Origin of the sequence: Mangrovicoccus sp. HB161399 (genome assembly GCF_013184745.1) — a bacterium.
In the GTDB taxonomy this organism is placed as follows: domain Bacteria; phylum Pseudomonadota; class Alphaproteobacteria; order Rhodobacterales; family Rhodobacteraceae; genus Mangrovicoccus.
The window spans coordinates 1-11,031 of sequence record NZ_JAATVU010000121.1; the positions used below are offsets into that span (position 1 = coordinate 1).

At 65.1% G+C, this 11,031-nt stretch carries 11 protein-coding genes; 4 read left to right on the plus strand and 7 right to left on the minus strand.

Annotated features, from left to right (window positions below; genetic code table 11):
• Positions 1-195: 195 nt before the first annotated feature.
• Genes HCC78_RS30045 through HCC78_RS30065 form a run of 5 tightly spaced genes read right to left on the minus strand, consistent with a single transcriptional unit; the run spans position 196 to position 4,451 of the window.
• Positions 196-1,689, minus strand: coding sequence for a 5-methyltetrahydropteroyltriglutamate--homocysteine methyltransferase (locus HCC78_RS30045; RefSeq protein WP_172332425.1), 1,494 nt, complete (start codon positions 1,687-1,689; stop codon positions 196-198).
• Positions 1,686-3,269: a hypothetical protein gene (locus tag HCC78_RS30050; RefSeq protein ID WP_172332426.1), complete on the minus strand. Its 1,584-nt coding sequence runs from the start codon at positions 3,267-3,269 to the stop codon at positions 1,686-1,688. Before HCC78_RS30050 ends, HCC78_RS30045 begins: the two co-directional genes overlap by 4 nt.
• A gap of 21 nt (positions 3,270-3,290) precedes the next feature.
• Entirely contained in the window at positions 3,291-3,812 is a 522-nt protein-coding gene (locus HCC78_RS30055; RefSeq protein ID WP_172332427.1) for a hypothetical protein, read from the minus strand.
• A gap of 10 nt (positions 3,813-3,822) precedes the next feature.
• Positions 3,823-4,185, minus strand: a complete 363-nt coding sequence (locus HCC78_RS30060) for a DsrE family protein (protein WP_172332428.1) — start codon at positions 4,183-4,185, stop codon at positions 3,823-3,825.
• Between the two features lie 26 nt (positions 4,186-4,211).
• Positions 4,212-4,451: a sulfurtransferase TusA family protein gene (locus HCC78_RS30065; RefSeq protein ID WP_172332429.1), complete on the minus strand. Its 240-nt coding sequence runs from the start codon at positions 4,449-4,451 to the stop codon at positions 4,212-4,214.
• Positions 4,452-4,758: 307 nt separating this feature from the next.
• Between HCC78_RS30065 and HCC78_RS30070 the strand changes: the two genes are divergently transcribed.
• From HCC78_RS30070 to HCC78_RS30080, 3 genes are all read left to right on the plus strand, one after another.
• Positions 4,759-6,012 (plus strand): aminotransferase class V-fold PLP-dependent enzyme, encoded by a 1,254-nt coding sequence (locus HCC78_RS30070; RefSeq protein WP_172332430.1) that lies wholly within the window; start codon positions 4,759-4,761, stop codon positions 6,010-6,012.
• 118 nt (positions 6,013-6,130) lie between these two features.
• The gene (locus tag HCC78_RS30075; protein ID WP_172332431.1) at positions 6,131-6,796 is read left to right on the plus strand and encodes a lactate utilization protein; all 666 of its coding nucleotides are present in this window, start codon (positions 6,131-6,133) and stop codon (positions 6,794-6,796) included.
• Between the two features lie 2 nt (positions 6,797-6,798).
• Positions 6,799-7,467: a GntR family transcriptional regulator gene (locus HCC78_RS30080; RefSeq protein ID WP_172332432.1), complete on the plus strand. Its 669-nt coding sequence runs from the start codon at positions 6,799-6,801 to the stop codon at positions 7,465-7,467.
• Between the two features lie 177 nt (positions 7,468-7,644).
• Here the strand turns inward: HCC78_RS30080 and HCC78_RS30085 are convergent.
• Positions 7,645-8,396, minus strand: a protein-coding gene (locus tag HCC78_RS30085; RefSeq protein WP_172332433.1) for an IS5 family transposase whose coding sequence is annotated in 2 segments (ribosomal slippage) — positions 7,645-8,060 and positions 8,060-8,396 — 753 coding nt in all. Because the reading frame shifts where the segments join, the coding sequence is not laid out codon by codon here.
• 127 nt (positions 8,397-8,523) lie between these two features.
• Between HCC78_RS30085 and HCC78_RS30090 the strand changes: the two genes are divergently transcribed.
• Entirely contained in the window at positions 8,524-9,609 is a 1,086-nt protein-coding gene (locus HCC78_RS30090) for an IS630 family transposase (protein WP_172332434.1), read from the plus strand.
• A gap of 165 nt (positions 9,610-9,774) precedes the next feature.
• Here the strand turns inward: HCC78_RS30090 and HCC78_RS30095 are convergent, their stop codons facing one another.
• Positions 9,775-10,923, minus strand: coding sequence for a LacI family DNA-binding transcriptional regulator (locus HCC78_RS30095; RefSeq protein ID WP_216671382.1), 1,149 nt, complete (start codon positions 10,921-10,923; stop codon positions 9,775-9,777).
• Positions 10,924-11,031 lie beyond the last annotated feature (108 nt).

The following is an 11,031-nucleotide window of genomic DNA, read 5'->3' on the forward strand; positions in this document are numbered from 1 at the left end:
CGTCCTCGTCCGGGATGGCCGAGAAATACAGCGTGTCGGCGGAGGCACCGGTGGCGAGGAGGGCAGCCAGGACGGGCAGCAGGCGGAACTTGGGCATCGGTGGACATCCTTTCTGGGTGCCGGAAGGGAAACGGGATATGCCCGGGACCGCGGTTGCATCCGGCTGCGATCCCGGCACAATTGGATCGGTTGGAGCTAGGGAAAAAAGCGGTCGGCAGCCTGCCGGATCGCGGCGATCTTCTCCGCGGCGCCGCTGCCGCAGCATATCGGGCTGTCGGCGAAGGTGGCGAAGCCGCAATCGGGATGGAGAAGCAAGCGATCCCGGCCGAACAGGCCTATGGCCCGGCCGATGCGGTCGGCGATCTCCTCTTCCGTCTCTGTCCGCCCGAGTTTCTGGTTGACGACTCCGACGCCAATCCGCGCGGTGTCGGGAAGACCCTGGAGCACCTCAATCCCGCCCGCCCGCGGCGTTGCCGCTTCCAGCAGGTAGGCCCCGACATGCACCTGCGACAGCATCCCCAGGAGCGGCGCATAGCCGCCTGAAAGGGCCAGGCTCTCGTCCGGGGTCCAGTTGCCGCGGCAGACATGAAGCGCCGTGCGCTCCTGCGGGAAACCTTCGAGAACCGCATTCAGCAGGTCCCGCGCGAAGCCCAGCTCGTGTTCCGGCGACAAGGTTTCGGAAAGCGCCCCGCACATGAAGGAGCGCCGGGCCTTGGGGCCGGAGAAAACGACCTCCGAAAGCACCGGTTCGTCGAATTGCACCAGCGCAGCACCGGCTTCGAGGCATTCGGCCAGCTCGGCCCGAAGAACCGTCACGATATCGGCGGCGATATCCTCGCGATCTGCATAGGCCTGGTCGGAGATGCACTCCATCCACATCGTCCGGGCCAGGAGATAGGGTCCGGGCAGCGCGACCTTCACGGGTGCGTCGGTCAGGCTGCGCGCGAAATCGACCTCGTGCGCGGCGAGCGGGCGTCTGCGTTCGAGCCGGCCGAAGACCGCCGGATGGCGCACCTCGCCCGCCGGGATGTCGAGCGCGCGCAGCTCTGCCGCGAACTCTTCGGGGTGGTCGACGAGTGGCAGGAGATCGGTGAGCGGTATCAGTTGGCAGTTCTCCAGCCGGGTCGCGACGAAGCTGGCATAGCTGTCCCGGCGCTGTTCGCCGTCGGTGATGACATCGGTTCCGGCCGCGGACTGCGCCTGCATAGCCAGCCGGACCGCATCGTCGGCCGTCTCGTGGAACTCCGCCTCGCCGAGCCGTCCCTCGACATGCGCATGAACGGCTTCGGCCATCCAGCGCGGCCGCGGCCAGGAGCCCATGCTCATGACGGCAAGCGCAGGAACCGGCGGGACAGGCGCGCTGCTGCGCGCTGTCCTGCGCGCGGCGCGCGCGGGCACAGGATCACGGCGCGGCTGCTGCGCGTCGCGCTCCGCAAGTCCGCCCTTGCAGACCAGGTAGCGGCGGTGGCTGCCTTCCCGCGCCATCGAGAGAAACTCGTTGCCGGTCAGCCGACACCAGGCCGGAAGGTCTTCCTCCACTGAAATCTCGGTGGACAGGATCTGCAGGATGCCGCCGCGCGGCAACGGGTCGATATGGCGCCGGATCAGCAGCAGGAGACCGTTTCCGCAATCGAGGTCGCCGCCGTCGAAGGAGACGTCGGGCGTGGGGAGCAGGGCCGCGGCAGTCATGCTCCGACGTCTCCGCCCCGGCGGCGGCCCAGCTCGAAGCCGAGCCCGCATGCAGCAGCCGCACCGATGCCGAGTGCCAGCAATAGCGCCGGGGATGTTCCGGAACCGGCGGAAACCCCGGCGGCTACCGCTGCAGGACGGGGCATGGCCGTCGGGGCCGGAGCGCCTTCGGGCAGTGCGGCGATCTGCGCGGCGACGGCTGTGCCGTAGGTCCTGGCGAGAAGGTCACGCCCGACATCCTTCAGGATCGCCTGGCCCGCCACCCGGCCCTGCCCCAGCACCAGGTCGACGTTGTGCACCTGCGGCCCGCCGAGATCGAGCGACCGGTTGCCCGAGCGGTCCTCGACACGCCAGCTTGTGACCGCATCGCCGGACACGCCGTCGACGACGATCCGGAAATAGCCCTCCGGCCCGTCATAGGTGTCGCCGGGGGAGAGCCGGATTTCCTCGCGGTTGGTCAGCATGAAGCCGAAATTGTGGCCGGTCGGGCAGCCCGCGGGCCAGACGGCGAAGCGGTCGTCCCCAGCATAGGCGTCGCCGTAGCGGAGCGAAAAGGCGCCGCCATAGACCTTGATCTGCGCCCTTTCGCCCTCGAAGGGGGTCGGCCAGGGCGAGAGGAAGGCCACGATGTCGCCATCCTCGAAGACCAGCTGCTTGCGCGCGGCAGTATCTTCGATCAGCCGGTCCGGATCGACCGGACCCAGAACCTTCGATGCTGTGACTTTTCCGTCCTGCGACAGCTCCACCGTCACCGTGCCCTCCGCCAAATCGACGGATGCGACGCGCAGCTTGCGGCTGCCGATATCCCAGCTGTCCCCAGCCGCGGCAAGGCCCTTGAAGACCGTCTCGTCCGCTAGCAGCAGCCGGTCCATCCGCACCCCGGAAAGCCAGTCGAACTCGATCGCCTGCCGGGTGACGCTTGCTGCCTGTCCCTGGTTGTAAAGTTCCGCGAAACGCGTGCCGTACCAGCCCGGCTCGGTCTCGGAGAGAACCGGCGCGCCGAAGGCCCATTCCCAGTCGGTCCCCGCGATGGTCCGGGTATGGATCGTGTGGTTGGCCATGGTCTCGTGGCCGACGCTTGCGGCGTAGGTATAGACCGTGCCGCCGACGACGGCGCTGCCGCCTGCCGGCAGGGTGACGTCATGCTGCACCACCACCGACATGTCGTAGTCCACATAGACCGGACGGCGCCCGAGCAGCGGCAGTTCCTCGCCGCGCAGCGCGACCTCGCCACCCCAGGTGTCCTCCAGATAGGCCAGCCCGCCGGGAGGGATCACCACCTCGCCATTCTCGATCCGGCTTTGCCGGATCAGCACGCCATCGTATTTCAGCGGCTTGCGGCCGAAGTCGTCGCTTACCGCATAGCCCTGCGGCAGGCCGGGCAAGCCGGGGACATAGGCTGGGTTCACCCCGCGCAGGTCGGGCGTCGAGAAGGGCGGCGGCGCAATCTCTGCCTCTGTCACCGGATGGGCGATCGGCAGGCCAGGACGCGCGGGGACCAGCAGGGCCGCCGGGTCGGCGGCGAGAGCCGGAAGGGCAAGGCTTGCAGCGCAGGCGGCAAGCGGCAAAACACGGATCATGTCAATCTCCGGAGAACGTGGTCAGGCCCGTTGCCGGGCCGGAAGGGGGCAGGATGCACCGGCGGACCGGCGCGACAGGAACATCACGCCCCAAACCGTCAGAAGCAGTGCGTTGAAGAACAGGAGCGCCTTCGGAACTCCGGCCAGCAGCGATCCAGCCAGGCCGAGGCCGACGGCAGACAGCACCGGCGCCAGGCAGGAAATGCACAGGGCGCCAACCGCCAGCATGCCGCTTCCGGCGGCGATCCCCGCCGATGCGCCGACACCGCCGCGGCGGCCGGAGGACAGGGCAAAACCGAGGAAGGCCACCGCCAGCCCGATGGTCGCGGCAGTGAAGTACTCCTCCTTGCGCAGGAAGCTGACGGCGAAGGCGTGATTGCGGGCATAGGTCAGGGTGCCGGCCGAGACGAACTCGCCCGGCAGGAAGCCGCACTCCTCGGCTGCTGCCTGGGTCTGCGGCATCTCGAAGAGCGCGAAGGACAGGGCGACATAGCCCGCGAAGGCGGCCGCGAAGATGGCCGACAGGAGGCGCCAGGGGATCATGGCGGCGGCCTCAGTAGCAAACCGAGGGCGCATCCCCGGACATGAACTCCACCAGCTTGGCGCCGCCGACGATCTTCGCGCCGGCAACCAGTCCGTCCGCGTCGAGGCCGCGCTTCTTGAAGCAGGGCGAGCAGACATAGATTTCCCCGCCGGCCTCGGCGAAGCTCGACATCAGCTCTGCGAGCGGCGCAAAGCCCTCCTCGTGAATGGCTTCGGCATATCCGGCCTGCGACAGGCGGGTTCCCTCGATCGACAGGAAGACGACGGCTTCCTTGTCCGACGCCACGGCGGCATTGGCGATGACGAAACCGACGGTCGCCTTGTCGGCATTGTCGGCCGCGCAGCTGATCGAAACGACGAATTTTCCCGGCATGGGATCTCCTCCAGGGATTGGCGGTATCAGGTCCAGTCCTCGCGGGACCTGATCCAGAAGCTCTTGGTTGCAGGGTCATGGCAGAGCAGGGAATTGCGCGTCATCCGGCACCAGGCGGGAATGTCGTCAAGGGCGCCGGGATCGGTCGCGACAAGACGGAGGACCTGTCCCGGCATCCGTTTCAGCCGCAGGCGAAGGAGCACGGCAAGTTCGCCGCATCCCAGCGGCCCGGCATCCCATGTCTCTTCGGCTCCGATCTCGCTCATTCCCGGCCCTCCTACTGCGGCCCTGCGGCAACAATAGCGCCCCTGCGGCCAAAATGAGGTCTACTTTTGTGATGTATGATTGGAAAGTTATGATGTCGGGGCTCGGGTATGGATTCCTTGTAGGTTAAAGATGTCAAGTCACAAACTTGATTATAAATAGATTATCAAGATTACAGCACCTTCCGGGGCCTGAGATCCCAAGGGGGTACGCTCTCCATATATGTGATGACAATATCCATTTTGGGGTTTCCGGCGCGGCGCAGGAATGACAGGGTCCGGACATCCGAAGCACCGGGAGGACCCAGCCATGCTCGATGTCACCGCCGTCCGGAAGGACTTTCCAATTCTCTCCCGCGAGGTGAACGGCCATCCGCTGGCCTATCTCGACACCGCCTCCTCGGCGCAAAAGCCGGGGGCCGTGATCGACGCGGTCACCCGTGCCTATTCCGAGGAATACGCGAACGTGCATCGCGGGCTTCACACACTGTCGTCCATCGCGACCGAACGCTACGAAACGGTGCGCGGGGTGATTGCGCGCTTCATCGGGGCTGCTTCGGAGGAAGAGATCGTCTTCACCGGCGGCGCGACCGAAGGCATCAATCTCGTCGCCCAGTCATGGGCGGCGCCGCGGCTCCGGCTCGGCGACGAGATCATCCTGTCCACGATGGAACATCACGCGAATATCGTGCCGTGGCATTTCTTGCGCGAACGCCAGGGAGCCGTCCTGAAATGGGTGCCCTGCGATGCGGAAGGCTGGCTCGATCCGCAGGCGGTGCTGGACGCGGTGACGCCGCGGACGCGGCTAATCGCGGTGACCCACATGTCGAATGTCGTCGGCACGCTGACCGATGTCGCGGCCATCTGCCGGGGCGCGCGCGAACGCGGCGTGCCGGTACTGGTCGACGGCGCCCAAGGCGCGGTCCACGCTTCGGTCGACGTCGAGGCAATGGGCTGCGATTTCTATGCCCTGACCGGGCACAAACTCTATGGCCCCTCCGCCTCGGGTGCCCTCTACATCCGGTCGGACCGGGCCCGCGAGATGCGCCCCTGGAAAGGCGGAGGCGACATGATCCGCGACGTCACGCTGGATGAGGCCAGCTATGCGGCCCCGCCGCTGCGCTTCGAAGCCGGCACGCCTGCCATCGTGCCCCAGATCGGCTTCGGCGCCGCACTCGGCTATCTGATGGATATCGGGATGGAGACAATCCGCGGGCACGAGACCCGGCTTCGCGACCATGCGGCGGACCGGCTAGGTCGGCTGGAAGGGCTCCGCATCATCGGCGGGCTGCGCGGGCGCGGACCGCTCTTCGCGTTCACGCTCGAGCGCGGCCCCGCGCCCGCGGCGCTTGCCCTTGCCCTCGACGCAGCGGGCATCGCGGTGCGCTCGGGCAGTTTCTGCTCGCGCCCGGTCAACCGCCAGTTCGGCATCGAGGCAAGCTGCCGGGCGAGCTTCGGTCTCTATACTGCGACTTCCGAGATCGACCGCCTCGCCGAGGTGATTGCCGAATGCTGTGAAGACTTCCGGAAAGGCAGGGCCGCCATTGTCGGCGGCCCGAAGTAAAGTTTGGCACGCCGTCGCATTTTGTGCAGCTTCATTGCATCTGGGTGATGAAGCATGTCGGCGGCGCGCAATGCGCACCAGATTGTGCACAAGATCATGCACAGGAAGGAATACCGACATGGCTATGGGCGATATCGATCTCGGCAAGGAAATCCGCCAGTACAACCGCGAGCGGGCGGAAATGGTGGTCCAGAATCTGAAGGCCAAATACATGGACGGCCATTTCGTGGAGACCAAGGAGGATGCCTTGGCGCTGCTCCTCGACCTGATCCCGGCCGGCGCGAAGCTTGGCCGGGGCGATTCTGTCACCCTGAACCAGCTCGGCGTGTTCGAGGCGCTGACCGAGCGCGGCACCAACGAGTTCATCAACCCGGTCCGCACGAATGCGCAGGGACACAACCCGCCGCGCGAAGAGCGCCGCGCGATGCAGCGCCAGACCCTGCTGTCGGATGTCTACTTGGCCGGCACCAATGCGATCACGCTGGAAGGCACGATCGTCAATTGCGACGGCTCCGGCAACCGCGTGGCTGCCATGTGCTTTGGGCCCAAGAAGGTCATCCTGGTTGTTGGCTGCAACAAGATCGTCCGCAATGTCGAGGCCGCGCTGGACAGAATCCGCGATTTCGCTTGCCCGGTGAATGCCATGCGGCACCGGATGAAGCACAGCAAGGATGACGGGCTGGGCTGGGGGGTGATGCGCTACACCACGATCATCGACGGCAACCAGCCGGTCGAGCAGGGAAAGATCACCGTCATCTTGGTGAACGAGGATCTGGGCATGTAGGAATGGGAGCGCAGGCAGGGCAGGCGGCAGTGCGCGCCGAGCAGATCGCCGCCGCATTGCGCAGGGGCATCCGCGCATCGGAATTCGTGCCCGGCCAGCGGCTGCCCGAGATCGACTTGGCGGAACGGTTCGGCGCCAGCCGCCGAGCCGTGCGGGATGCGCTAGCGCAACTGACGCATGAAGGGCTCGTGGAGCGACGATCCAACATCGGCGCAAGGGTCCGGGCCATCAGCATTCCCGAAGCCATCGAGAATGCCGAAATCCGGCTGCTGGTGGAAACGCTCTGCGTGACCCTCGCCGCCGAGCGGATCGATGCCCGAGGCGCATTCGAGCTGAGGGGCATCGGCCGCGCGCTGCAGGCGGCGGCAGACCTTTCCGACGTGACGGCCTTCGCGGAGGCGACGAGTGCTTTGGCAAGGGCCTGTGCCAGGATCTCCAGCCATGGAGTGGCGCAGGACACGCTCGAACGGCTTCGGATGCTCAACGCGCGGCACAATTTCCGCGTGACGAGTTCACCGGGCTGGCTCGCTGCGGCGCTGTCCAGGCGGATGGTGCAGATCGATGCGATCTGCCGGGGTGATCCGGCAGCGGCCGCGGAAGCGTTGCGGGAGCACAGTCTTGCCGTGATGGCCGGGCTGCGCGCTCTGGATGCGGGGGAAGAGGACGCCTGAGACCTCTTGCTGTCAGGCCGCCACGCATGACGCCATCCGCTCCCCCAGCCACGCCTGTGCAGGATCGCCGTGACGTCGTTCGTGCCAGGCCAGTATATTGCGGCAACCCTCGATCGGCAGCAGCGGCTGCAGGACTCTGCTGCGCCGACTTTTGCGGCCACTAGGGTCTGTTGACGTTCACCGCAGGCGAATGACGGTTGCCGCTATGGCGATGAACGCTGAGAAGCTCGTGTCGGTCTTGAAGCAGCGAGTGGCAATGCCTCTGCATTCCTTGAGCTTTCCGAAGAAATTCTCGATCAGGTGGCGCCATTTGTACGTGTCGCGGTCGAACTCTGCCGGAAAGCGCCGGTTGGATTTGGGCGGTATCACCGCCTCGACCTCGGCTTTGGCGAGGGCTTCGCGCAGCCAATTGGCGTCAAACGCACGATCCGCCAGAAGCTTTCCACCCGCAAGCCGCGCGATCAGCGCCACGGTGCCGCGCAGGTCATGTGCCTGACCGGGGATCAGACGGAAGCCGATCAGGTTGCCGAGCGCATCTGTCAGCGCCATGACCTTCGTCGTCACACCGCCGCGAGAGCGCCCGATGGCCTGGCCCGCAGTCCCCCTTTTGCGCCTTGTCCATGCCGGTGGACCTTGACGACGGTGCCATCCACCATCACGCATTCAAAATCCCCATCTCCGGATAACGCTTTGAACATCATGTGGAATGCGTCAGCCTTGACCCAGCGGCGGAAGCGTTTGAACACGGTGTTCACCTTCCCGAATTCGGGCGGCAGGTCGCGCCACGGGCAGCCGGTGCGCGCGATCCATGGCACCGCTTCGACGAACATACGTGGCTGCGGGCCAGTGCGCCCCGGATCGCACTCCCTGCCAAGACAATGGGGCGCAATGGCGGCCCACTGGGCGTCGGTGAGAACGGTACGGATCAAGCTTGCCTCCCCTGTTGGAAAGCTTGAATCAGACAGAACCGAATTTGGGAATTCTCAAACGTCAACAGACCCTAGTCACCTGGAACTAAAGTTTGCATCACTGTTCTGCCTGATGCGGGAGGATGTGATGGGTGGCCGTGTTGCTGTTCCAATTGATCTCAGCGACGAGGAACGCTCATTCCTCGAAGCCCAGCTTCGCAGGCACAAGGCGGCCCGATCACTGTCGGACCGCTGCCGCATCGTCCTGCGATGCGCCGAAGGGATGTCCAACAAGGAGATCGCCGCCTCACTCGGCCACAGCCAGCACACGGTGGGCAAATGGCGCCGCCGCTTTGCGGAGCAGAGGCTCGAGGGGCTTTCCGATGAATACCGTGAAGGCCGTCCACGCACGGTTTCGGACGAACAGGTGGCGGAGGTCATCAAAAGGACGCTGGAAAGCACGCCCCGGGACGCGACACACTGGTCGATCCGGTCGATGGCTGCGAGGACCGGGCTGTCGCACACCACGGTCCGCCGGATCTGGAACGCGTTCGGCCTGCAGCCGCATCGCTGCGAGACCTTCAAGCTCTCCACCGATCCGCTGTTCGTCGACAAGGTCCATGACGTCGTCGCGCTCTACATGTCGCCGCCAACCCGGGCCATCGTGTTGTGCGTAGACGAGAAATCCCAGATCCAGGCGCTGGATCGCGAACAGCCGGTGCTGCCCATGGCGCCGGGCGTGGCGGAGCGGCGGACCCATACCTACGCCCGCAACGGCACGACATCCCTGTTCGCCGCGCTGGACGTGGCCACTGGTGCCGTGATCGGCAAATGCTACAAGCGCCATCGTGCGAGCGAATTCCTGGATTTCCTCAAGGAGCTCGACCGGCGGATGCCCGAAGGGCAGGACGTGCATCTGGTCATGGATAACTACGCCACGCACAAGACGCCGAGGGTCAAGGCGTGGCTGGCCCGCCGTCCGCATTGGCACGTGCATTTCACCCCGACCTCGGCCAGCTGGCTGAACCAGGTGGAAAGGTGGTTTGCCGAGCTGACCCGCAAGCAGATCCAGCGTGGCGTACATCGCTCGGTCGCCGAACTCGAGGCCGATATCATCGCCTTCATCGAAGCCCACAACGAGGAACCCAAGCCCTATCGCTGGCACAAGTCCGCAGACGAAATTCTCGCCTCAGTGAAGCGCTTCTGCCAAAAGACCGTATGTCAGGGACTTTAGATTCAGGTGACTAGCTGCCACGCGCAAGCGCCTCGCAGCTCGGACGGGGAAGGCCTAGCCGTCACGCGACATGATCGTGTGCGTGGAGCTGCAGAATGCGCCGAGAGTCTGCAACTCAGCAAGTGGACTTGCCGACCGGGCTAGGTCTCGCTGCGGTCATGAGAACTAGACATTTTCCGGCGTGATGATCTCGAAGGGCATGATGCGCATCACCGGTGCGGCTGGCGACCTGTTGCTGAGCACTTCCACCATGGTTCTCACCAGAACTTCCGATGTCCCGTCGAGCGGATGGCACAGCGCCGCGGTGATCAGCCCCTCTGTCAGGCCCTTGCGGGTCTCGGGGCCGATGTCGCGGCAGACCACGCGAATCCGGTGCCGTGCCTCTGCCGGTGCCTTCCGTAAGGCGCGCAGCACCCCGGAGATCCCGCCGCCGAGGATCAGGATGCCGCTGAGGTCGTCAGTCCGCTCCAGTAGTTCGCATACCATTTCGTGGGCACGCGCCGCATCCTCATTGGTCGGCCGACTGTCCTCGATGGCCAGCTCGGGTGCATTTTCCCGCATGTACGACCGGAATGCGGCATCCGAGATGTCCTGGCACTGGTAGCGGTGGTTGCCGTTGAACACGGCGACACGGCCGGGGCCCTGCGTCATCCCGGCAATCAGGAAGGCGGCGGTGCGGCCGAGCTTCCAGTTATCGGTGCCGACAAAGGCGGCGCGCTCCGGCGCGGACTGGTCTGTGATGTAGGTCACCACCGGCTTTCCCTGCTCGCTCAATTCGCGGATTGCCTGGCCGACCACGGGATGGTCCGCTGCGATGATGGCCACTGCATCGCATTCCTTGCCGAGCGCGGTCAGCCGGGATGCTATGTTCTCGGGTGTCAGGAGATCGACAAAGTCGACCAGGGGCTCGATGACTTCCTCGCGCCGGTCCCGGCAGGCGGCGACGACCTTGCGGCCGAAGAGTTGGTAGAGGTCGCGGCTGGATTGCTGCAGCAGGAAGCCCAGCCGGTAATGCGGAACTTTCTTGCGCATCCTGTCCTCGATGGCGCCGAGGCCGTGGAAGCCGATCTCTTCCGCGGCGCCCTGAACCCTTTGCACAGTCGTCGCCTTGACGGCCCCCTTGCCGGAAAGAATCCGGTTGACCGTCGAGACCGAGACCCCTGCGGCTTCGGCGAGATCGGCGATTGTCGGTCGGTCCATGATGGTGCTCCGAACAGGAAATTTCACTGTGAATGACATGAAGTGATACAAACTGAATATCAACTGGAAAATTCGATTTCTAAAACTGCACACTTGGATTAAACGTTCTGACATGAATTGTCCTGCTCGGGAGGCGGGGCCTAGGGAGGAAGACCATGACCAAATTCAGCCGTTTCGCGGCATCCGTTTCCTGTGCCGCAATGATGTCCTTCGCTGCCGGTG

Coding starts and splice junctions, on each gene's coding strand:
- HCC78_RS30045 (WP_172332425.1), bottom strand. CDS start 1,689: ATGACTGCCGCGGCCCTGCTCCCCACGCCCGACGTCTCCTTCGACGGC.
- HCC78_RS30065 (WP_172332429.1), bottom strand. CDS start 4,451: ATGAGCGAGATCGGAGCCGAAGAGACATGGGATGCCGGGCCGCTGGGA.
- HCC78_RS30070 (WP_172332430.1), top strand. CDS start 4,759: ATGCTCGATGTCACCGCCGTCCGGAAGGACTTTCCAATTCTCTCCCGC.
- HCC78_RS30050 (WP_172332426.1), bottom strand. CDS start 3,269: ATGATCCGTGTTTTGCCGCTTGCCGCCTGCGCTGCAAGCCTTGCCCTT.
- HCC78_RS30095 (WP_216671382.1), bottom strand. CDS start 10,923: ATGTCAGAACGTTTAATCCAAGTGTGCAGTTTTAGAAATCGAATTTTC.
- HCC78_RS30080 (WP_172332432.1), top strand. CDS start 6,799: ATGGGAGCGCAGGCAGGGCAGGCGGCAGTGCGCGCCGAGCAGATCGCC.
- HCC78_RS30055 (WP_172332427.1), bottom strand. CDS start 3,812: ATGATCCCCTGGCGCCTCCTGTCGGCCATCTTCGCGGCCGCCTTCGCG.
- HCC78_RS30075 (WP_172332431.1), top strand. CDS start 6,131: ATGGCTATGGGCGATATCGATCTCGGCAAGGAAATCCGCCAGTACAAC.
- HCC78_RS30060 (WP_172332428.1), bottom strand. CDS start 4,185: ATGCCGGGAAAATTCGTCGTTTCGATCAGCTGCGCGGCCGACAATGCC.
- HCC78_RS30090 (WP_172332434.1), top strand. CDS start 8,524: ATGGGTGGCCGTGTTGCTGTTCCAATTGATCTCAGCGACGAGGAACGC.